Source organism: Gordonia namibiensis NBRC 108229 (assembly GCF_000298235.1).
GTDB classification, from domain to species: domain Bacteria; phylum Actinomycetota; class Actinomycetes; order Mycobacteriales; family Mycobacteriaceae; genus Gordonia; species Gordonia namibiensis.
Window position 1 is genome coordinate 60,045 of sequence record NZ_BAHE01000006.1, and the last position, 20,556, is coordinate 80,600.

Annotated in this window: 20 protein-coding genes and 4 tRNA genes; 10 read left to right on the forward strand and 14 right to left on the reverse strand. The window is 68.1% G+C overall.

The features are described from left to right. Positions 1-128: 128 nt before the first annotated feature. The 3 genes from nusG to GONAM_RS02600 all read right to left on the reverse strand — a co-directional run bounded on the left by nusG (position 129) and on the right by GONAM_RS02600 (position 1,633). Positions 129-974, reverse strand: a complete 846-nt coding sequence (gene nusG, locus GONAM_RS02590) for a transcription termination/antitermination protein NusG (RefSeq protein WP_006865220.1) — start codon at positions 972-974, stop codon at positions 129-131. Between the two features lie 67 nt (positions 975-1,041). Next, positions 1,042-1,521: a preprotein translocase subunit SecE gene (gene secE, locus GONAM_RS02595; RefSeq protein WP_006865221.1), complete on the reverse strand. Its 480-nt coding sequence runs from the start codon at positions 1,519-1,521 to the stop codon at positions 1,042-1,044. A gap of 39 nt (positions 1,522-1,560) precedes the next feature. Then, positions 1,561-1,633, reverse strand: a tRNA-Trp gene (locus GONAM_RS02600). Between the two features lie 390 nt (positions 1,634-2,023). Here GONAM_RS02600 and GONAM_RS02605 point away from each other — a divergent pair. Continuing rightward, a complete protein-coding gene (locus GONAM_RS02605; RefSeq protein ID WP_006865222.1) occupies positions 2,024-2,677 on the forward strand; it encodes a response regulator in 654 nt (217 codons plus the stop codon). Between the two features lie 8 nt (positions 2,678-2,685). Here GONAM_RS02605 and GONAM_RS02610 read toward each other — a convergent pair whose 3' ends face one another. Beyond that, positions 2,686-3,066, reverse strand: a complete 381-nt coding sequence (locus GONAM_RS02610; RefSeq protein ID WP_006865223.1) for a response regulator transcription factor — start codon at positions 3,064-3,066, stop codon at positions 2,686-2,688. A 229-nt stretch (positions 3,067-3,295) separates the two neighbouring features. Between GONAM_RS02610 and GONAM_RS02615 the strand changes: the two genes are divergently transcribed. From GONAM_RS02615 to GONAM_RS02625, 3 genes are all read left to right on the forward strand, one after another. Continuing rightward, positions 3,296-4,951 (forward strand): sensor histidine kinase, encoded by a 1,656-nt coding sequence (locus tag GONAM_RS02615; protein WP_174310819.1) that lies wholly within the window; start codon positions 3,296-3,298, stop codon positions 4,949-4,951. 119 nt (positions 4,952-5,070) lie between these two features. Further along, entirely contained in the window at positions 5,071-5,892 is an 822-nt protein-coding gene (locus GONAM_RS02620) for an alpha/beta fold hydrolase (RefSeq protein WP_006865225.1), read from the forward strand. A 30-nt stretch (positions 5,893-5,922) separates the two neighbouring features. After that, positions 5,923-7,143: a cupin domain-containing protein gene (locus tag GONAM_RS02625; RefSeq protein WP_006865226.1), complete on the forward strand. Its 1,221-nt coding sequence runs from the start codon at positions 5,923-5,925 to the stop codon at positions 7,141-7,143. 66 nt (positions 7,144-7,209) lie between these two features. On the opposite strand, the gene GONAM_RS02630 is transcribed toward GONAM_RS02625, so the two are convergent. From GONAM_RS02630 to GONAM_RS02650, 5 genes are all read right to left on the reverse strand, one after another. Then, on the reverse strand, positions 7,210-8,307 hold the full coding sequence (locus GONAM_RS02630; protein ID WP_006865227.1) for a fused (3R)-hydroxyacyl-ACP dehydratase subunits HadA/HadB: 1,098 nt from the start codon (positions 8,305-8,307) through the stop codon (positions 7,210-7,212). Positions 8,308-8,544: 237 nt separating this feature from the next. Further along, positions 8,545-8,712: a 50S ribosomal protein L33 gene (gene rpmG / locus GONAM_RS02635; RefSeq protein ID WP_003929651.1), complete on the reverse strand. Its 168-nt coding sequence runs from the start codon at positions 8,710-8,712 to the stop codon at positions 8,545-8,547. A gap of 93 nt (positions 8,713-8,805) precedes the next feature. Beyond that, positions 8,806-8,879, reverse strand: a tRNA-Met gene (locus GONAM_RS02640). Between the two features lie 21 nt (positions 8,880-8,900). Continuing rightward, positions 8,901-8,973 (reverse strand) — tRNA-Thr (locus tag GONAM_RS02645). Between the two features lie 119 nt (positions 8,974-9,092). Further along, positions 9,093-9,173: transfer RNA gene (locus tag GONAM_RS02650), tRNA-Tyr, on the reverse strand. 357 nt (positions 9,174-9,530) lie between these two features. Between GONAM_RS02650 and GONAM_RS02655 the strand changes: the two genes are divergently transcribed. Beyond that, on the forward strand, positions 9,531-10,022 hold the full coding sequence (locus GONAM_RS02655; RefSeq protein ID WP_005199629.1) for a YajQ family cyclic di-GMP-binding protein: 492 nt from the start codon (positions 9,531-9,533) through the stop codon (positions 10,020-10,022). A 200-nt stretch (positions 10,023-10,222) separates the two neighbouring features. Beyond that, on the forward strand, positions 10,223-11,080 hold the full coding sequence (gene htpX, locus GONAM_RS02660; RefSeq protein ID WP_006865228.1) for a zinc metalloprotease HtpX: 858 nt from the start codon (positions 10,223-10,225) through the stop codon (positions 11,078-11,080). Positions 11,081-11,282: 202 nt separating this feature from the next. Here the strand turns inward: htpX and GONAM_RS02665 are convergent, their stop codons facing one another. After that, positions 11,283-12,299, reverse strand: coding sequence for a polyprenyl synthetase family protein (locus tag GONAM_RS02665; RefSeq protein WP_040535158.1), 1,017 nt, complete (start codon positions 12,297-12,299; stop codon positions 11,283-11,285). Between the two features lie 119 nt (positions 12,300-12,418). Between GONAM_RS02665 and GONAM_RS02670 the strand changes: the two genes are divergently transcribed. Both GONAM_RS02670 and GONAM_RS02675 read left to right on the forward strand, forming a co-directional pair. Continuing rightward, a complete protein-coding gene (locus tag GONAM_RS02670; protein ID WP_006865230.1) occupies positions 12,419-13,699 on the forward strand; it encodes a geranylgeranyl reductase family protein in 1,281 nt (426 codons plus the stop codon). A gap of 196 nt (positions 13,700-13,895) precedes the next feature. Beyond that, positions 13,896-14,903, forward strand: a complete 1,008-nt coding sequence (locus GONAM_RS02675; RefSeq protein ID WP_006865231.1) for an oxygenase MpaB family protein — start codon at positions 13,896-13,898, stop codon at positions 14,901-14,903. 47 nt (positions 14,904-14,950) lie between these two features. On the opposite strand, the gene GONAM_RS02680 is transcribed toward GONAM_RS02675, so the two are convergent. Together GONAM_RS02680 and GONAM_RS02685 are read right to left on the reverse strand one after the other, a co-directional pair. Beyond that, positions 14,951-15,658, reverse strand: a complete 708-nt coding sequence (locus GONAM_RS02680) for a demethylmenaquinone methyltransferase (protein ID WP_006865232.1) — start codon at positions 15,656-15,658, stop codon at positions 14,951-14,953. A gap of 44 nt (positions 15,659-15,702) precedes the next feature. Further along, positions 15,703-16,857 carry a glycosyltransferase family 4 protein gene (locus GONAM_RS02685; RefSeq protein WP_006865233.1) on the reverse strand — a complete coding sequence of 385 codons (1,155 nt, stop codon included), beginning with the start codon at positions 16,855-16,857 and terminating at the stop codon, positions 15,703-15,705. A 108-nt stretch (positions 16,858-16,965) separates the two neighbouring features. On the opposite strand from GONAM_RS02685, the gene GONAM_RS02690 reads away from it, so the two are divergent. After that, a complete protein-coding gene (locus GONAM_RS02690) occupies positions 16,966-17,583 on the forward strand; it encodes a Type 1 glutamine amidotransferase-like domain-containing protein (RefSeq protein WP_006865234.1) in 618 nt (205 codons plus the stop codon). On the opposite strand, the gene GONAM_RS02695 is transcribed toward GONAM_RS02690, so the two are convergent. Together GONAM_RS02695 and menD are read right to left on the reverse strand one after the other, a co-directional pair. Beyond that, on the reverse strand, positions 17,570-18,112 hold the full coding sequence (locus GONAM_RS02695) for a hypothetical protein (protein ID WP_006865235.1): 543 nt from the start codon (positions 18,110-18,112) through the stop codon (positions 17,570-17,572). The genes GONAM_RS02690 and GONAM_RS02695 overlap by 14 nt on opposite strands. Before the next feature lie 45 nt (positions 18,113-18,157). Next, entirely contained in the window at positions 18,158-19,846 is a 1,689-nt protein-coding gene (gene menD, locus GONAM_RS02700) for a 2-succinyl-5-enolpyruvyl-6-hydroxy-3-cyclohexene-1-carboxylic-acid synthase (protein WP_006865236.1), read from the reverse strand. A 61-nt stretch (positions 19,847-19,907) separates the two neighbouring features. On the opposite strand from menD, the gene GONAM_RS02705 reads away from it, so the two are divergent. Further along, positions 19,908-20,525, forward strand: coding sequence for a class I SAM-dependent methyltransferase (locus GONAM_RS02705; protein WP_006865237.1), 618 nt, complete (start codon positions 19,908-19,910; stop codon positions 20,523-20,525). The last annotated feature ends 31 nt before the right edge of the window (positions 20,526-20,556 follow it).

A 20,556-nucleotide genomic window follows, 5' to 3' on the forward strand; every position in this document is an offset into this window, starting at 1 on the left:
CACGCCCGCTGGAGACGTGAAAGTCTGTGTTTATCTGATCTGCAACCGCTACTCGAGCGGTCGCGGTCAGATCTTCTCGACCGTGACGTTCAGAGGTCGGGGAAGATACGAGCGCCGCTTCGCGTCGGTCATATCTTCTCGACCTGATTGAACCCGAGCTCGACCGGCGTCTCGCGACCGAAGATCGACACGAGCACCTTGACCTTGCGCTGCTCGGCGTTGACCTCGCTGATCGACGCGGGCAGCGTCGCGAACGGACCGTCCATGACGGTGACCGATTCGCCGACCTCGAAGTCGACCTCGATGACGTTCGACGCGGCGGCAGCTGCGGCCTCGACCCCCTCGGCGGCCGAACCACCCTTGGCGGGGGTCTTCTTCGCCTCGGCGCGCGGCATCAGGAACTGCAGCACCTCGTTGAGCGACAGCGGCGACGGCTTGCTGGTCATCCCGACGAACCCGGTGACACCCGGGGTGTTGCGCACGGCGCCCCACGACTCGTCGTTGAGCTCCATGCGAACCAGGATGTAGCCCGGCAGGACCTTGCGGTTGACCTTCTTGGGCTGGCCGTTCTTGATCTCGGTGACCTCTTCGGTCGGAACCTCGACCTGGAAGATGTAGTCGCCGACATCGAGGTTCTGCACACGGGTCTCGAGATTGGCCTTGACCTTGTTCTCGTAGCCGGCGTAGCTGTGGATCACGTACCAGTCGCCGGGTGCGCGACGCAGCTGCTTGCGCAGCTCCTCGACCGGGTCGACCTCTTCTTCAGGGGCCTCTTCGGCGGGGGTCGCGTCGGCGTCCTCGGAGTCGACGTCGGTCGCGGGAGCTTCGTCGCCCTCGGCGGCCACCTCGACGTCGGTGTCACCGGCCTCGTCGACTGCAGCCTCGTCGACCTCGTCGGTCACGGCCGCGTCGACGTCGGCATCAGCCACGTCGACGGCGTCGGTCGATGCGAGTTCGTTCTCCGGGGTGCTCACTGCAGCCCACGCTCCTTATGGTTCATCTCCGGTCGGCTCCCGCTCGCCCGGCCACCCACCGCGTGGGTCAGCCGAACAACCAGAGGACGCCCTTGGCAAAGGCCAGGTCGAGGCCGGAGATGAACGCGGTCATCACGATGACGAACACGAGCACGACGATCGTGTACGTGATCATCTCGCGCCGCGTCGGCCAGATGACCTTCTTCAGCTCGGCGACGACCTGCGTGAGGAACACCCAGATCCGAACGAACGGATTCCGGCTCTCCTCAGCAGAGGCCTTTTTCTTCTTCTTGCGTTCCTTGACGGCTACTGCCGACCCCGTGGCGGAGTCGGTGTCTCCGTCGGTTCCGGTTGCACCGGTTGACGAGCGACGTCCACGAGCCGAGCGCTTGCCGGACGGACGAAGTTCCTTGGCGGCGCCGGTCGACGTCTCGTCGTCCGAACCGCCGGTGGCCTCGTCGCGACCGTCGAGCTCAGCCGCAGCCGAATCGGCCGCAGAACCCTCAGCGGCTTCTTTGGCGCGGGCAGCCCGGTCTCGCTTGCTCAACTTCGCGGTCCTCTCGTCAACGTGTGCCCTTCACCAGGGCAGGGGCGACAGGACTTGAACCTGCAACCTGCGGTTTTGGAGACCGCTGCTCTGCCAATTGAGCTACGCCCCTTTGCGACTTCCCCACCGGAGTGGTTCCGCTGCCATCTCATCGAATCCCGGCCTCACGACCGGCGCCGGCGTTTCACCGCCGACAAAACCAACGCGCCACCCTATGGGTAGCGCGCAAGTCTGAATCAATCAGACACTTCAGTGTAGATCACCGGGGCTGTGGACCCAAAACGCGCTCCACGTGCTCCCTCGACGACCGTACACGCTGCGCGTCCGACGACAGCCCGCGATGGCGTTCCCCGCGGTCGGCGCTCACCTACCGAGCGGACGACTTCATGCTCCGACCTGCGAAAACATCGCGGATGTCACGGTAGAGTTCCCTTGTCGTGTCCGGATCGGCACGACACGAGTGGCTCACGTCCGACCCCACAGACGGAAGCATGGTGCCGACATGCCCCTGCGCCTGACGATCGCCGACGACGACGTCCTGCTCCGTGAAGGCCTCGCGAGTCTGCTCACGTCCGCAGGCATCGACGTGGTCGGGCAGGCGGGCGACGCCGACGGGTTGCTCGCGCTGGTGGCCGAGCACCGCCCCGACATCGCGGTCGTCGACATCCGGATGCCCCCGACCCACACCGCCGAGGGCCTCGACGCCGCCCTGCGCATACGCCGCGAGTACCCCGACGTCGCGATCCTGCTGCTCTCCGCGCACGTCGACGTCGACCATGCGCTCGAACTGCTCGATGGCGGCCGCGGCGTGGGCTACCTGCTGAAAAGCCGCGTCACCGACGTCGCCGAGTTCGTCGAGACCGTGCGGCGGATCGCCGCCGGCGCGTCGGTGATGGACCCCGCGCTGGTGCAGGAACTCGTCGCCGCGCGGCGTCGCAACGACCCGCTCGAACAGCTCAGCGCACGCGAACGCGAGGTGCTGACGCTGATGGCCGAGGGGTTGTCCAACGCGGGCATCGGACGTCGGTTGTGGATCACCGAGGGCACGGTCGAGAAACACGTCCGATCGATCCTGACCAAACTCGACCTCGCCGAGACCGCCGACGATCACCGCCGGGTCCGCGCGGTGATCCTGTTCCTCGACGCCACAACCTGACTGACTGTTCAGGGAGCAGTTGCGCCCAGCACCTCACGCACCCGGTCCGCGGACAACCCGAACTTCGGGACGAAGCCGACGGCAGCGCTGAGGTCGATCAGGTCGGCGAACTCCTCCTCGTCGTGGGTGGACACCAGCACCACCGCGGGCGCCGGATCGAGCCCCGAATCGTGAAGTGCCTCGACGACGGTGAAACCGTTCTCCTCCCCCAGGTCGATGTCGACGAGGGCGACGTCAGGCCGGGTCGCTCGCGATTCGCGGACGGCGTCGTCGAGCGACGAGGCCGTCCCGACCACCGTGATCCCACCGGCTTCGAGCGTTCCGCGCAGCGAAGCCCGGAAGTCGGCACTGTCGTCGACTATCAGGCAGCGCAGGCGGGTGGGTTCCATACTGACTAGCGTGTCAGAGGCAGCAGGGCGAGGCATTCCCGCTAGCTGGAAGAACGACCGCGGTCCGCTGAGGGACCGGGTCGTCGCAGTGGTGCTCCGGCCGACGTCGCCGCCCTGGCAGTGGGGCGTGGCGACCGCGCTCGTGCTGATCGCCGTCGAGGTCGTCGTGGTGCAGCTCCTCAGGGAGATCTTCCCGGAGAACGCGTTCGGCGCCGTCTTCCTGTTCGGCGTGCTGGTGGTGTCCGCCCGTTGGGGCTTTCCCCTGGCGGTGGGCACCTCGGTGGCCAGTGCCGCGGCCTACGCGTGGTTCCACGCCAGCCAGAGCACCGACAGTGCCGCCCCCGCGGTCGTCGTCTTCCTCGTGCTCGCGCTGCTCACGAACGCTCTTGTCGGCCAGGCACGCCTGCACGCACTCGAATCCGACCAGCGTCGTCGCGAGGCGGATCTGTCCGCAGACCTCGCCCGCACCGTGCTGAGAGCCGCGGACCTGCCGGAGGCGTTGACCGCGGCGAGCATTCGTCTCACCGAGGTGCTCGACCTGCCGGCTCCGGGAGCAGTTCTCGCCGACCCCGGCGCGACGCCGGGCCCGGTCCTGCAGCACATCGCACTGCTGGACCGAGGACGATCGGTCGGTTCCCTGCTGGTGCCGGCCGACCTCGACCCCGCCGACCGGCGACGCGTCACGCGCATGGTGCCCAGCCTCGAAGCACTCCTCGCCGCCGCTCTCGACCGCCAGGCGCTCAACGACCGGACCGTCACACTCGCCCGCCAGCAGGTGGCCCTGCGGCGGGTCGCCACCGCGGTCGCCTCACGCGCCGAACCCGGTGAGGTCTGCCGGATCGTCGCCGCCGAACTCGCCGACGAGCTGGGCGTCGAACACGTCACGGTCATTCGATACGTCGACGACGCACAGTGCGAAGTCCTTGCCACGCGCGATGATTCGTCGGATCTGACCCTCGCCGTCGGCGAACGACTGTCCCTCGGCGGCACCAACGTCTCCACCCTCGTCGCCGATACCGGACAGATGTCGGTCCTCGACTATTCGACGGCCAGCGGCCCCATCGCCGACCGACTCGAGCCCCGCGGCCTCCGTACCGGGGTGGGCGCTCCGATAACCGTCGACGAACGCCCCTGGGGCGCAGTCATCGTCGGTACCGCACATCGGTCCGTGCCGTCGGAGTTGCGTTTACGACTCGTCGATTTCGCCGACCTGGTGGCGACGGCGATCTACAACAGTGAGGCGCGGGCGGCGCTGACCCGTTCACGCGCCCGCGTCATCGCCGCCGCCGATCAGGCCCGACGCACGATCGAGCGCGACCTGCACGACGGTGCGCAACAACGCATCGTGTCCCTCGGACTCGACATCCGGGCCCTGCAGGCGACGGTTCCCGACGACCAGACCGAGGTGCGGGAGCGTCTCGACACCGTCGTCGACTCCCTTGCACACATCCACCGGGACCTTCAGGAGTTGTCCCGGGGAATCCATCCCGCGATCCTCTCCCGCGGCGGACTCGGGCCGGCATTGAAGACCTTGGCCAGGCGGTCGTCGGTGCCGGTGGTACTTCAGGCAACCGACCTCGGCCGGATGTCGAAGACGGTCGAGGTGACAGCGTATTACGTTGTGGCCGAATCGCTCACGAACACCGCGAAGTATGCCGAGGCGTCCGAGGTGGTCGTCTCGGCACACGTCGCCGAGGACACCCTGACACTGTTGGTGACCGACGACGGCATCGGCGGCGCCCTACCGGACAAGGGTTCCGGGCTCCTCGGTCTCCGCGACCGTGTGGAGGCGGTCGAGGGCGAACTCGTCATCGACAGCCCGCCGGGTGAGGGCACCACGGTGCGGGCGCGCATCCCGCTCACCGAGACCTCGACTACCGGCTAGCCGGTAGAGGGGCCTCCCGCCAGCCTCCGGTCGGGTTGGCCGCCAGCATCGACGACATCGGCGTCGCATCGGACGAGTCTTGGGATCACCGAAACAAGCACTCACCCAGGAGGAATCCGATGCCGTACATCACCACCACCGACGGAACCGAGATCTACTACACGGAGCAGGGCAGCGGGCAGCCCGTGCTGCTCAGCCATGGCTGGCCGCTGTCGTCCGACGCCTGGCAGGTCGAGCTCAAGCTGCTCTCCGACGCGGGGTACCGGGCGATCGCCCACGACCGTCGCGGACACGGCCGGTCGACGAAGACCGCTGTCGGCCACGACATCGACACCTACGCCCGCGACCTCTCCGAACTCGTCGAGGCGCTCGATCTCCGTGACCTCGTGGTGGTCGGCCACTCCACCGGCGGAGGCGAAGTGGTGCGGTACGCGGCGAAGTACGGCAGGGGTCGCGTCGTCAAGGTCATCACCGCAGGCGCCATCCCGCCGCTGATGCTCCAGACCCCGGACAACCCGGAGGGAACTCCCATCGAGGCCTTCGACGAGATCCGCGCCGGTGTGCTGGCCGACCGGTCCCAGTTCTGGAAGGAACTCGCCGAGCCGTTCTACGGCGCGAACCGCGAGGGCGCCAACGTGTCCCAGGGCGCGAAGGACGACTTCTGGCGGCAGGGCATGATGGCCAACCTCTCCGCCGTCTACGACTGCGTCAAGGCGTTCTCCGAGACCGACCAGACCGAGGACCTGAAGGCGCTCGACGTGCCGATCTTCATCGCCCAGGGTGACGACGACCAGATCGTGCCGATCGCGGCCGCCGCCGAGAAGGCGATCAAGCTGGTCGCCGACGGCACCCTGAAGGTGTACCCCGGTGCGCCTCACGGCATCTACGGCGACTATCAGCACGAGCTCGACTCCGACATCCTCAAGTTCATCGCCGGCTGAGCCCGCCGCAGCCACCCCGGGAGCAGATCAATGCATTCGCCGAACAACACCACCGCGAGCATCGGCCACGAGACCCCCACCGTCGGCAATCCGGACCTGCCACCGGAGGGCAGCATCAACACCGTCGACCACCCGCGCAGCACCGAGATGCGCGGTCCCCGGAATTCGGCGATCGACAGCCAGTTCCCCGACCAGATGGACCCGCCCGCGACGGATGTCAGCACGCAGCCCTTCTTCTGGTCGTCGTTCAACATCTCGTCGCGGCGCATCCAGGCCGGCGGCTGGGCTCGCGAACTCACCCAGCAGGACTTCGCGATCTCCGACGAGATCGCCGGGGTCAACATGTATCTCGAGCCGGGCGGCATCCGCGAACTGCACTGGCACCAGACCGCCGAGTGGGCCGTCATGACCCGCGGCAAGGTCCGTGTCACGACCCTCGGCAGGTCCGGCAAGCCCAGCGTCGAGGACGTCGAGGAAGGCGACCTCTGGTTCTTCCCCGCCGGCACGCCGCATTCACTGCAGGGCCTCGGGCCCGACGGCGGCGAGTTCGTCCTGGCCTTCGACGACGGCGAGCAGTCGGAGAGCAACACGCTGCTGCTCACCGACTGGTTCGCGCACACCCCGCCGGAGGTGCTGGCCAAGAACTTCGGTGTCGCGCAAGAAGTCTTCGACGACATCCCGCTGCACAACCTGTGGATCTTCCCCGGCGACGAACCCGGCGATCTCGCGGCCGACCAGGACGCCGCCGGAGTCGAGTGGGGCGCGAGCGAACCGGTCATCTTCCGGTTGTCGCGGACCGAGCCGGTCGTCGAGAACAGCGGCGGCAGCATCCAGATCGCCGACAGCACCAACTTCCCGGTGTCGAACACGGTCGCGGCCGCACTGGTGAGCATCGAACCAGGGTCCATGCGCGAACTGCACTGGCATCCGAATGCCGACGAGTGGCAGTACTACCTGCGGGGCCAGGGCCGGATGACGGTGTTCAACACCGGCCCGCACGCCAACACCACCGACTTCCGGGCCGGCGACGTCGGCGTCGTCCGACGCAACTACGGCCACTATGTCGAGAACACCGGGGACGAGGTGCTGCAGTTCCTCGAGGTGTTCCGCGCCGAGAAGTACGAGGAGGTGTCACTGGCCCAGTGGCTGAGCCACGTCCCGCCGAAGCTGCTGGCGCAGCACCTCAACATCGACGAGGCGACCCTGGCCACGTTCCCGAGGGGTGCGCAGGGGATCACTCCCCTGCGGTGAGGGAACAGATGGAACGACGACGGCGACGACCACAATGGTCGTCGCCGTCGTTGTCTGTTCGGTGCGTCAGTTGAACTGGACGACCACGGTCGCGCGGCCGAAGATCCGGCGGTCGCCCTGCTTCGCGGTGATCGCGATGGTGCCGCGGCGGGTCTCCGGGTCGAGCGACTTGACCTTGCCGGTGAAGTCGACGGCGGCGCTGTCGTCGGCCGGGACGTACACGGGGCTGGTGAAGCGGACGCTGTACTCGCAGAAAGCGGCCGGGTCGCCGATGAACTCCGACACGAAGCTCGCGCCGAGGCCCATCGTCTGCATGCCGTGGGCGACCACGTTGTCCATCCCGGCCGCGTTGATCACGTGGTCGGAGAAGTGGATCGGGTTCGGGTCGCCGGCGACGCCGGCATAGTTCGACAGGTTGCCGCGCGTGAGGAAATACCGCTTCGGCGACAGTTCCTGCCCGACGGACAGGGTGTCGAAGTTCACCGCGGCGTACGCGCCGGGACTCTGGGTCGGATCGGGCAGGTCGTAGCGACCGGACTTGGCCTCGACGGTGTGCCCGGGATCGCCGATGGCGTCGATCTTGATCATCACGTGATCGAGGGAGGCCTCGAGCTCGGGGTCGACGTCCATGCCGGGGCGTGCGGCCAGCGAGGTCCAGGTGGTCATGACGGGCTCGTCGTGCTGGTTCCAGATGACGTTCTTGGTGACCATGAGGTCGATCATCTCGGGGCTGCTGACGTGGCGGAACGATTCGAGCGAGACGTCGCAGATCAGGCGGTCCCCGACCTTCATCGGCTGGTGGTAGACGAGCCGCTGGTCGGTCTGCATGATCTGCCACATGTCGTAGCCGGTGATGACGTCTTCGAAGAGCTTGCGCTGGGCGATGATGCCGAGCACGGAGACGTAGGTGGGTGCGGCGATCAGGGTCTCGTGGCCGTACTCGCGGGCGCCCTTCTCACTCCAGTGGGTGGGGTGCGCGTCCTGCACGGCCATCGCGTGCTTGCGGACCTCTTCGCGGCCGATCTCGTAGTAATCGTCGACGGTGTAGTGGAAGCCGACAAGCGACTGCGTGTGCGCGGCGATCTCCTCGGGGGTGAGCTTGGCGCCGCCGTTCTTCGACTCGGCGATCCGCTCCTGGAGGTCTGTTCCACTCGCGTCTGACATCTGACTACTGCTCCCTTCGCATGACCGACCGGGAGGGGCCCGGACCGGACTACGTGGGCCGAAAGTCGACGACCCACCCGCGCCGCGCTGCGCGTGTTGTCTCGATTGAGTTTATTGAGTTGTGCGAAACATCCTGCGCCGGGCGACCCCCTGGCCCGGTACAAGCAAAACGAGCTGCCTCTTCTCAGAGGCAGCCCGTGTGCTGGTTCTTGTACCGGAATCGCCGACTGACGTCGTTTAGCGCGATTCCTTGTGCGCCTGATGCTTGCCGCAGTTCGGGCAGAACTTCTTGATCTCGAGGCGATCGGGATCGTTGCGGCGGTTCTTCTTGGTGATGTAGTTACGGTGCTTGCACACCTCGCATGCCAAGGTGATCTTGGGGCGAACATCTGTTGAGGAGGCCACTTGATTGCCTTCTTTCGAGTGGTACGTGGTCGGGTTCGGCAGTTCCCTCAGGGCTTGCGACCCTTGCGCTCGGTTCCGGTCGGACCCGATGTGTAGCGGTGGAGGGACTCGATCCCTCGACCTCACGATTATGAGTCGTGCGCTCTAACCAGCTGAGCTACACCGCCCCGCGGACTTGTCGTCCAGCGAGCCCCCTGACGGAATCGAACCGTCGACCTTTTCCTTACCATGGAAACGCTCTGCCGACTGAGCTAAGGGGGCGTGCCCCGGGCATTTCTGCTCGAGAGCCTTAACGAGGTTACACACTCATGTCCGTGCTAGACAAATCGCAGGTCAGAGACCCTCTGTCAGGCAGTTTTCATGAACGTTCACCACGTTCGTGGCAGGTATAGGATTCGAACCTATGTAGCTTGCGCGACGGATTTACAATCCGCTCCCTTTGGCCGCTCGGGCAACCTGCCGTGCTGCTCCCACGGCCGCCGTGACGGTCGTTCGAACAACGCGGTGAAGAATACAACGAACCATACGTCCGCATGCAAACCGGCTGGTCAGCGGGGCAGTTTTGGCGGCTCCCGACCGGCCCCGACGCACCGCCATCGGTTGAGCCACGCCCTTCTGTCGGTTGAGCCACGCCCTTCTGTCGGTTGAGCCACGCCCTTCTGTCGGTTGAGCCACGCCCTTCTGTCGGTTGAGCCACGCCCTTCTGTCGGTTGAGCCACGCCCTTCTGTCGGTTGAGCCACGCCCTTCTGTCGGTTGAGCCACGTCGAAACCCCGCCACACCCCGGTCCACCTGAGGCGATGACATAACCTGTCGGACATGGCTGATTCATCGTTCGACGTGGTGAGCAAGGTCGACCGCCAGGAGGTCGACAACGCCCTCAACCAGGCTGCCAAGGAGCTGTCGCAGCGCTACGACTTCCGCGGCACCAACACCGGTATCGAGTGGTCCGGCGAGGAGACGATCGTGATCACCTCCGATGCCGAGGAGCGCGCACAGGCCGGTCTCGAGGTGTTCAAGGAGAAGCTGATCCGCCGCGACATCTCGCTGAAGGCATTCGACGCCGGCGAGGTCGTCGGGTCCGGCAAGACCTTCAAGATCAGCGGCAAGCTGGTCCAGGGCATCGACTCCGAGCACGCGAAGAAGATCTCGAAGAAGATCCGCGACGAGGGCCCGAAGGGCGTCAAGGCGCAGATCCAGGGCGACGAGCTGCGTGTCTCGAGCAAGAAGCGCGACGACCTCCAGGCCGTGATCTCCCTGCTCAAGGGCGAGGACTTCGGAATCGCCCTACAGTTCGTCAACTACCGCTGACCTCCACGACTCTCATCCCCGCCCGCGATCCCAGCCGGGCGGGGATGAGAGCTCTTCACCCCCATCGAGCACGACGCCTGAGGACCATGGATGTGCAAGGTCGCACCACGGACCGTCGGAAACCGAAACGGACATTGCGTCGTTTGACTGAATGAGGCGCCTTCATCCCCGGTTCGGCGCACGACAGACGAGGACCCCCGATGCATCTCAACGGATTGAAGACCGCAGCCCTGCTGGGTGTGATGTCGGCGATCATCGTCGGAATCGGTGCGCTGTTCCAGAGCCCCCTGATCCTCTGGGGGTCGGTGATCGTCGCCGTGGGTATGAACGCCTACGTGTACTTCAACAGCGCCAAGATGTCGCTGAAGGCGATGCACGCCCAGCCCGTCACCGAGCTGCAGGCACCCGTCATCTACCGGATCGTGCGCGAACTCGCCACGGCCGCCCACCAGCCGATGCCGGCGCTCTACATCTCCCCCACCGAGTCCCCCAATGCCTTCGCGACGGGCCGCAACCCGAAGAACGCCGCCGTGTGCTGCACGACCGGCATCCTGCAGCTGCTCGACGAGCGGGAGTTGCGCGCGGTCCTCGGCCACGAGCTGTCCCACGTCTACAACCGCGACATCCTGATCAGCTCTATCGCCGGCGCGATGGCCGCGGTCATCAGCGGCCTGGCCAACTTCGCGATGTTCATGGGCGCCTTCGGTGGCCGCGGGAACGGACCCAATCCGCTCGCGATGATCCTCGTCGCGTTCCTCGGACCCATCTCGGCAACGCTGGTGAAGATGGCGGTGTCGAGGTCACGCGAATTCCAGGCCGACGAGTCGGGCGCCGAGCTGACCGGTGATCCCCTGGCCCTCGCCTCCGCCCTGGCGAAGATCTCCGGCGGCGTCCAGGCCGCACCGCTGCCGCCGCAGCCCGACATCGCCGCGCAGTCGCACATGATGATCGAGAGCCCGTTCCGCGCCGGCGATCGCATGGCGAAGATGTTCTCCACCCACCCGCCGACCGCCGAACGCATCCGGCGGCTTCAGGAGATGGCCCGCAACGGGCGCTGACCTCGATACGCGGCGTCCTCGCTTCGCTCGGTCGGCGCTACTCGGCCGACAGAACGGCCCTCCGCTGGTTGAGCAGGCAACGAGCGCAGCGAGGTGCCGTGTCGACCTCCGCTGGTTGAGCAGGCGACGAGCGCAGCGAGGAGCCGCGTCGCCCTCCGCTGGTTGAGCAGGCGACGAGCGCAGCGAAGAGCCGTGTCGAAACCTATCCGACGCGGTCGATGGTGTAGTCCACCAGCGACGAGAGCGCCTTGTGCGCCGGGGTCTCCGGCAACTCGGCGAGCATCGCATGGGCCTCGTCGGCGAAGCTCTGCAGCTTCGCACGTGCCGCGGCCATGCCGGCCGACGATTCGAGTAGCTCGAGGGCCTCGGCGACCTCGGCGTCGTCGGTGAGCGGCCGTGAACCGCCGTCCGGAGCGACGAGGAGTTCCCGCAGCCGCGCCGACGTGGCGTCGTCTCCGGTGAGTGCGTACAGCACCGGCAGGGTGTGGACGCCCTCGCGGAGGTCGGTCCCCGGGGTCTTGCCCGAGTCGACCGACACCGAGCTGATGTCGATGATGTCGTCGGACACCTGGAAGGCGACGCCCACGATGTCGCCGATCTTGGAGAGTCGTTCGATGTCGTCGGTGGTCGCGCCGGAGGCCATCGCTCCGAAGCGTGCGGCGGCCGCGATCAGCGAACCGGTCTTCTCCCACACCACCTGCAGGTAGTGGTCGATGGGGTCCGCGCCGGGCTTCACGCCGACGGTCTCCCGCATCTGGCCGGTGACGAGTTCGGCGAAGGTCTCGGCGATGATGCGCACCGCCTCCGGACCCAGCGTCGACACCAGCCGCGAGGCGCGGGCGAACAGGAAGTCACCGGAGAGGATCGCGATGGAGTTCGTCCAGCGGGCGTTGGCGCTCGGGGCGCCGCGCCGCATGGAGGCCTCGTCCATGACGTCGTCGTGGTAGAGCGTCGCGAGGTGGATCATCTCGACGACGGTAGCCGAGGTGATCACGTCCTCCGAGTCGGGACGCGGCCCGAACTGCGAGGCGAGGATCGCGAACATCGGCCGGAACCGCTTGCCGCCGGCCTTGGCCAGGTGGGTCGCGGCCTCGGTCATGACCTCGTCCCCGGACGAGAGCTCACCCAGCAGCAGGTCCTCGACCTTCTGCAAGGAGGAGCGCACCGTTTCGGCGAACTCATCCGATACCAGGTCCAACCCGGCGAATGTGGACTTCACAGCTACGCCGCCCCATCTCGTCTGATCCGGCTAATGTGTGTCGGCGGAGGCCCGAGTGTCCTCGTGACCCCACCTGCCTGCCGAGCCTATCCGGTCCGGGGTACGGACATACTGTTCGGGTGAGCCCTGAGAATTCGACGCCCCGGGATGCCTTCCCCGATCACGCCGACGTCTTGGTGGTCGGCGCGGGACCGGGCGGGTCGGCGGCCGCAGCACATGCCGCGACGGCCGGTCGAGACGTCGTCCTGGTCGACGCCGCGGTGTTCCCGCGCGACAAGACGTGCGGCGACGGCCTCACCCCGCGCGCCATCGCCGAACTCGACGCGCTCGGCCTCGGTTCGCTGGTGGCCGACCGGCCCCGCATCGACGGCCTGCTCCTCAACGGGTGGGGCGCGCGGCAGCAGGTCCGGTGGCCGTCGGGCCGCTTCCCCGCCTACGGCAGCGCGGTTGCACGGACCGAGTTCGACGACGCGATCCGGGCGCACGCGGTGAGCAAGGGCGTCCGAATGGTGCAGGGCGCCAAGGCTATCGACGTGGCGATGGATGGCGACCGGGTCGGCGCGGTGACGTTCGCTGCCGGCGGCACCACCCACACCGTGCGCGTCGGCGACCTGATCGTCGCCGACGGGGTTCGCTCGGGACTCGGCAAAGCCCTTGGGCGCGAGTGGCATCGGGACACCGCCTACGGCGTCGCGGCGCGCGCCTATGCGCCCTCGGCCCGCGCCGACTCTCATTGGATGGGTTCACATCTGGAGTTGCGTGGCCCCGACGGCGAACTCCTACCCGGTTACGGCTGGGTGTTCCCGCTCGGCGGCGCCGACGGCGGGGCAGGTGGCGGACTCGTGAACGTCGGCGTGGGCGCGCTCGCGACCGCGAAACGACCGGCACACATGGCACTTCGCCCGATCCTCGAGCACTACGCCGCAATGGTTCACGACGAATGGGCACTCGGCGGACCGCCGGTCCGCATTGCGTCGGCGCTGCTGCCGATGGGCGGTGCGGTGACCGGGGTCGCCGGCCGTAACTGGGTACTCATCGGCGACGCCGCCGCCTGTGTCAACCCGCTCAACGGCGAGGGCATCGACTACGCGATGGAGACCGCCCGGCTCGCCGTCGAACTCCTCGGCGCCGACGACTACACCGACCGCTGGCGCGACATCCTCGTCGGCCACTACGGGCTCGCGTTCTCCGCCGCCCGACGCCTCGCCGGACTCCTGACGATGCCGCAGACCGTGCCGACGCTCGGCCGCCCCGGCATCCGGTCCCCGCAGCTGATGTCGATGGTCGTCCGGGTCATGGGCAACCTGATCACCGACGAGGACGCCGACCTCGTGGCGCGCGCCTGGCGGACCGTCGGCCGCATCTCCAGCCGTGTCGATCCGCGGCCGCCGTTCGCCTGACGCAGTGCTCCCGCGTATCCGATTCCTTCCCGCTGGCCCTACCTGACGAGCGCGAGGGAAACACGCACGCGGCAAATCTGCGACGTGTCCCAACCCTGGGTGCCCGATGAGACATCGGGGCGGTACTGTTCCAACAGTGTGGCGCCCACCACACCCGTGCAACAATCGAGACCACCGCCGACCCTGGAGATGGAACATGTCCACTGCATCCACTCTCGCCACCCGAGCCAAGCACGCCGTCCAGAATCGGGTGGCGCAGCGCTATCACCTGCGGGGCGACATCGATCGCGTGGACGCCGACAACGACCCCACCGCCATCTCCCGGGCGCTCGCCACCCAGGAGTTCCCCTGGGGCATCACCCAGGCCCTGAGTTTCGCACTGTTCCGTACATACGCGGTGCCGTCGATCGGCGATCTGCTGTACAAGACGAGCCAGTTCACCGAGTCGACGCAGAAGCGCTACGACGACACGGTCCTCCTGCTCGACGCCCCGATCGAGCACGGCGTCGACAGCCCCCTGGGCCGCGCCGGCATCCGCCGCATCAACCAGATGCACGGTATGTACGACATCCCCAACAGTGACTTCCTCTACGTGCTCTCGACCTTCGTGGTGTGCCCGGTCGAGTGGGTCAACGCCTACGAGTGGCGCAAGCTCACCAACCACGAGATCCGCGGCCTCACCAACTACTACCGCCGCGTCGGGCAGCTCATGGGAATCAAGGACATCCCGGAGACCTACGAGGGGTTCAAGCAGTTCTACGAGGATTACGAGACGGCCAACTTCGCCTTCAGCCCCGACGCCCTGGCCGTCGCGGACTCGACGCTCGACCTGCTGGGCACCTTCATGCCCTACAAGCTGCTCCCCCGCGCAGTGGTGCGCCGGATGTCGTTCGCGCTCATGGACGATCGCCTCCTCACCGCGTTCAGGTACCCGAAGCCGACCCTCGTCGAGCGCATCCTGGTGCGCGGCGGTCTGAAGGCCCGTGGCCTCGCGATCCGGTTGTTCTTCCCACCGCGGACCGAGCCCCTGTTCGGCCGCCAGACCAAGCAGGTCCGCAGTTACCCCAACGGTTACCGCCTCGAGGAGCTCGGCACCTTCGGCCCGGGCTGCCCGGCACCCAAGGTCGAGAAGGCAAGCGCCGCCGGTTGTCCGGTGCCGCACGAGCTCCTCACCGAGGATGCCCAGCAGGTCACCGGTTCCTGACTCCGAAGTTGCGCGCGAGTTCATTCCGCCGCTGCGACGTCGGCCGGTCAGGCGCGGGCGGAGTGGATCGCGGCGATCCCTCCGGTCATGTTCTGCCAGCGCACGTGGTCGAAGCCGGCGTCGCGGATGAGGTCACCGAGGGCGAACTGGTCGGGCCAGGCCCGGATCGATTCCGCGAGATAGACATACGCGGCCGGGCTGCTGGAGACCTTGGTCGCGACCGCGGGCAGCGCCTTCATCAGGTACTCCATGTACACGGTGCGGAACGGCTTGAGGGTCGGCGTGGAGAATTCGCAGATCACCAGGCGCCCACCGGGTTTCAGGACCCGACGCAGTTCGGCAAGGGCCTTGGGGACGTCGTTGACGTTGCGCAACCCGAAGGAGATGGTGGCCGCGTCGAAGGAGTTGTCGGCGAACGGGAGCGACAGCGCGTCGGCCGCGACCTTGGGTACGTGGCGGTGTGCGCCGGCCTTCAGCATGCCGAGTGAGAAGTCGGCGGCGACACAGTGCGCGCCCGACGAGGCGAGCTCGACGGTCGACACCGCGGTTCCCGCGGCGAGGTCGAGGACGATGTCACCGGGTCGCAGATCGAGCGCCTTGCGGGTCTTCTTGCGCCACCCACGATCCTGCCCGAAGGACAGCACGGTGTTGGTGATGTCGTAGCGGCGGGCGACGCCGTCGAACATGGCCGCGACCTCGGCCGGATCCTTCTCCAGACTTGCTCGCTGAGGTGGGTTCGCGCCCGTCGATGCCATGGGAGTCAACCTACCGCCTGGTGCGCAACCAGCGATTCTCGGGCTCAGGCCGGCCGGTCGAACGCGGCCGCGACACCGGAGCCCGTCACCGACCGGTAGTGCCCGACGAGTTCGGCACACACCGCAGGCCACGTCCGTGTTCGCACCGCCTGGACGGCCGCCCGGGCGAAGGCGGCCCGCACCGCGTCGTCGTGCAGCGAGTCGACGATCGCGGGCAGGGTCTTGTCGAAGCGCGCGACCTCGAGCAGGTAGCCGGTGCGGAACGGTGTCACCAGGTCGCGTGGCCCACCGGAGTCGGGCGCGATGACCGGCAGGCCGCTGGACATCGCCTCCTGGATCGTCTGACAGAACGTCTCGTGTTCGCCGGGATGCGCAAAGACGTCGAAGGAGGCGTACGCACGCGCCAGCGCCGCTCCCCGGAGTTCGCCGGTGAACACCGCGTCCGGCAGCGCCCGTTCGAGTCGGGCACGTTCGGGACCGTCGCCGACGACCACCAGCCGCACCCGCGGATTCCCCGACAGTCCCGCCAGCCGCTCGACATGTTTCTCCGGCGCCAGCCGACCTACGAACCCGCACACCAGCGCATCCTCGCGCCCGCGCAACCACTCGGCGCGCAGCGCACCGCTACGCCGATCGGGTGAAAACAGGTCGAGGTCGACGCCCCGGCCCCATCGCCGCAACCGCGGCACCCCGCGCGCGGTGAGAGCGTTCATCGTCTCGGTCGACGGGACCAGGGTCAGATCGCATATCTCGTGCAGCTTCCGGGTGTAGCGCCAGGCCGCCTTCTCGACCGCGCCCAGCCGGTAGGCGGAGGCGAACCCGGCGACGTCGGTCTGGAACACCGCGACCGTCGGCACACCCAGCGCCCGCGCCGCCGCGGCACCCGCAGCCCCCACCACGAAGGGTGAGGCCAGGTGCACCACGTCGGGCGCGAAGTCGCGCAGCACCCGGTACAGCAGCGGCATCGGCACCCCGACCGGTAGGGACGTCACCCGCGGAACCCGTACGGCCGGCACCAGATGCACCGGGGTACGCCGACCGACAGTCCGTGGCGCCGAAGCACATCCCCGCGGAGTGTCCGGGGCGACGACGACCACCTCGTGGCCGGTGGACTCCAGATGGTCGACGACCCGCAGGACGGAGTTGACGACCCCGTTCATCTGCGGGAGGAAGCTCTCGGTGACGATCGCAACGCGCATACCCCGACCCTGGGCGTCGGATCTGACCGGCAGCGGCGCAGCGCGTGACACGACGCGCAACGCCTGATGAATTCCCGGGGATCCGTGCCGCCGGTGCACAGTGGACGTGTGCTCGACATCGACCTACTGCTGCTGAGCCGCTGGCTCACGCCGGTACACGACTTCCTCGTCCCCCGGGTCGGCGCCGGTGCCCGCATCGGCTTCATACCGACGGCGTCGTCGATCTACCCCGACCAGACCTGGCTCGACCTCGACCGCAGCAGCCTGCGCGATCAGGGATTCGAGGTCGTCGACGTCGATCCGGAACTCGTCTCGGCGGCCACCTTCACCCGCGCGCTGAGCGAGATCGACGCGGTGTTCGTATCCGGCGGCAACGTCTTCCACCTGCTCGGCGCGCTCCGCCACGCGGGCGCCGACCGTCCTCTCGTCGACGCGGTCCGGCGCGGATTGCCCTACATCGGGGTCAGTGCCGGGGCGTGCGTCACCGGTCCCGACATCGCGCCGCTCGCGCTACTCGACGACCCGAGCGAGGCGGCACCCCTGACCTCGACCGTCGGCCTCGAACTCATCGACGTCACGGTCGTCCCGCATGCCGAGGGAACCGTCGGCGGACGCGGCCGGATCGATCGGACGCGGCAGGAGTTCGCCGACCGTCCGCTGCATTTCCTGCGCGACGACGAGGCACTCGTGATCTCCGGTGGGACCACGACGGTCATCGCGGGCTGACGGATTCCTCGTCGGTAGCCTCGCCCGGGTGATCGGCGGTCGCCGGAGTGTCGGGCGCGTCTGCGTCGGAAGAGCCCGGTTCGGAGGAATCGGCGGTCTCCGCGGTCCGACGGTTACGGCGTCGGCTGAACTCCGCGACACCGACCATCAGCAGGCCGACGACCACCCAGCCGACGACGGCGACGGACAGGCCCGGGATGATCGAGAGCATCGCGGTGCGCCCGGTCGGGCGCGCGAGATCCGGGTTGTAGGCGGCATATTCGACGCTGATCCGCTGTCCCTCGCTGAGCTCGGTGGGATAGAGCAGACCGAAGCGCGGACTGTGGAACGAGCCGTCGGGCGTCTGGAAGTCGACCGCGGCGTGCAGCGCATCCACCGAGACCACCTCGGCCATCACGGTGGCCTTGCTCGCCTCGATCGCGGAGTCGTTCTTGAAGCAACCGGCGACGAGCGAGAACGCCATCGCGGTGATGGTGATCCCGACGACGAGCAGCCCGAGCTGAACGCGTCGCTGGATCACCGGATTCATGGCGTTCAGGGTAACCGGCCGGGTACGGGACCGCCGTCGCGCGGTCTAGTCCGCCGACGCTTTCAGGCGCGCCGCGATCGCCGCGTGCACCGATCGCAACCGATCCCGATCGGTGGCGACCTCGATCACCTCGATGCCGCCGGCCGCCGGTTCCTCGGCGAGGACGGTGCGCAGTTCGTCGACGCCGACGCGCCGGTGCGGGATGTGGAAGCCCGCGCACATCGACGCGATGTCGGTGCGGTGCGGGGTTCCGAAGACGCGCTCGTAGGCGCCGGCGTACTGCCCGGCGTTGTAGCGCGGGTCGCCCTGTTCGAGCAGTCCGAAGATCCCGCCGCCGTCGTCGTTGGCCACGACGATCCGCAGCGAATCGGGCCTCGGCTCCCCGGGCCCGATGACCAGGCCGGTGGCGTCGTGGATGAAGGTCAGGTCACCCATCAGCGCGATCGTGCGGGCGCCGGGACGTTCGTGGTCGAGGGCCAGCGCGGCACCGATGGCCGTCGAGTTGGTCCCGTCGATGCCGGCGACGCCACGGTTGGACAGGACGCGCACGCCTTCGGCGACCCGTCCGGCGAGTGCGATGTCGCGGATCGGGTTCGACGCCCCGACGACGAGCTGGTCGCCCGGCGCCATCGCAGCGCTGACAGCTCGCGCGACGTGCAGTCCGGTGGTCGGACCGGGTTCGTCGAGCTCGGCCTCGACTGCCCCGGCCACCCGCTCCTGGACGGCGGCGCACTCCTTGATCCAGTCCTCGCGCGGTTCGCCGACGACCTCGATGCGCGTACCGGTCGCGAAGACGTTGCCCGAGACGTCGGGCCAGCGCGGACCGGTGGTCAGCGCGTAGACCCGCACCTCGGGGTCGGCGAGCAGCCGCGAGACCCCGCGATGCAGCGTCGGACGGCCGCAGATGATCGCCTGCTTGGGACGTACCGAGTCGAGTGCGAGCGGGTGCAGCGGGGTCGCCGGATGGGGCGCGGTCGGTTCGGCGACCGTCGGCACGTCGGCGAGGGCGGGATGCTCACCCGAGCCGTGTCCGGACACCACGACAGTGTCCAGCGACAGGTCGATGGGCAGCGGGACGTCGAGTTTGCCGACCGGTGCCTGCGTCCACGGCAGTCCGCCGGGACGTCCGGAGAACGACCCCAGGTCGTCGTCCCCGACCTCGTCCGGGTCGGGCACGAGCGGTTCCCGCAGCGGGATGTCGAACTGGACCGGGCCGGCGTTGCCGGTGCGGGCACCGCGCGCGGCGGCGAGCACACGACCGACGGCCGACCGCCACTGGCTGTTGGTGTCGAGGTCGCGCTCGGCGAGGCCGAGGCTGATCGCGGCGCGCACCTGGGTGCCGAAGAGACCGAACTGTTCGACGGTCTGGTTGGCGCCCGAACCGAGCAGCTCATACGGCCGGTTGGCGCTGATCACCACCAGCGGGACGCGGGCGTAGTTGGCCTCGAAGACAGCCGGACCCATGTTGGCCACGGCCGTGCCGCTGGTCATGACGATCGGCACCGGTTCCTTCGACGACACCGCGAGACCCAGCGCCAGGTAACCCGCGGACCGCTCGTCGATGCGGACGTGCAGCCGCAGCCGGCCCGCCGCGTCGGCGGCGTGCAGGGCGAAGGCCAGCGGCGCGTTCCGGGACCCCGGGCACAGTACGGCTTCCCGCACGCCGCCCCGGATCATCTCGTCGACGATGACCCGCGCCTGCAGCGTCGAGGGATTCGGAACCGGTCGATTCATTCCTCAAGCGTAGGGACTCGAACTCTCGCGGTGCGCCGGGGAGCGGCGTTACGCTGGTCACGTGGGATTTTATGACGACCGCGTCGTCCCGCACCTGGTCCACGTCGCGTGCGGGATGTCGGCCCTGACACCACTGCGAGAGCGCACCTGCGCCCCGCTGAGCGGGCGGATGCTCGAGGTCGGTTTCGGCTCGGGCCTCAACGTCGGGCTGTATCCCGACACGGTCACCGAGGTCGCCGCGGTCGAACCCTCCGATGTTGGCTGGCGGATGGCCGCCGACCGGGTCGCGGGGTCCGCGGTACCGATCGAACGCTCCGGACTCGACGGCCAGGAACTGCCGTTCGACGACGATTCCTTCGACGCCGCACTGTCGACGTTCACCCTGTGCACCATCCCCGACCTGGGCGCGGCCCTCGCCGAGATCCGCCGCGTGCTCCGGCCGGGCGGCACCCTGGCCTTCCTCGAACACGGACTCGCCCCCGACGAGAAGGTGCGCACGTGGCAGCGTCGGCTCGAGCCGATCCAGAAACGCATCGCCGGCGGGTGCCACCTCACCCGGGACGTCCGTGCCGAACTGACCACGGCCGGGTTCGCCCTCGGCACCGTCGACTCGTTCTATCAACCGGGCGTCCCGAAACCCCATGGGGCACTGAGCCTGGGCACGGCGCAGCCCGCCTGATCCCCGGCCGTCGGCCTCGCCCGCCCTCGGC

Bases quoted from the DNA above. Each gene is read 5' to 3' on its own strand.
- GONAM_RS02605 (WP_006865222.1), top strand. From the start codon at position 2,024: ATGCCCCTGCGCCTGACGATCGCCGACGACGACGTCCTGCTCCGTGAA.
- GONAM_RS02610 (WP_006865223.1), bottom strand. From the start codon at position 3,066: ATGGAACCCACCCGCCTGCGCTGCCTGATAGTCGACGACAGTGCCGAC.
- GONAM_RS02620 (WP_006865225.1), top strand. From the start codon at position 5,071: ATGCCGTACATCACCACCACCGACGGAACCGAGATCTACTACACGGAG.
- GONAM_RS02625 (WP_006865226.1), top strand. From the start codon at position 5,923: ATGCATTCGCCGAACAACACCACCGCGAGCATCGGCCACGAGACCCCC.
- GONAM_RS02630 (WP_006865227.1), bottom strand. From the start codon at position 8,307: ATGTCAGACGCGAGTGGAACAGACCTCCAGGAGCGGATCGCCGAGTCG.
- GONAM_RS02655 (WP_005199629.1), top strand. From the start codon at position 9,531: ATGGCTGATTCATCGTTCGACGTGGTGAGCAAGGTCGACCGCCAGGAG.
- htpX (WP_006865228.1), top strand. From the start codon at position 10,223: ATGCATCTCAACGGATTGAAGACCGCAGCCCTGCTGGGTGTGATGTCG.
- GONAM_RS02675 (WP_006865231.1), top strand. From the start codon at position 13,896: ATGTCCACTGCATCCACTCTCGCCACCCGAGCCAAGCACGCCGTCCAG.
- GONAM_RS02680 (WP_006865232.1), bottom strand. From the start codon at position 15,658: ATGGCATCGACGGGCGCGAACCCACCTCAGCGAGCAAGTCTGGAGAAG.
- GONAM_RS02685 (WP_006865233.1), bottom strand. From the start codon at position 16,857: ATGCGCGTTGCGATCGTCACCGAGAGCTTCCTCCCGCAGATGAACGGG.
- GONAM_RS02695 (WP_006865235.1), bottom strand. From the start codon at position 18,112: ATGAATCCGGTGATCCAGCGACGCGTTCAGCTCGGGCTGCTCGTCGTC.
- menD (WP_006865236.1), bottom strand. From the start codon at position 19,846: ATGAATCGACCGGTTCCGAATCCCTCGACGCTGCAGGCGCGGGTCATC.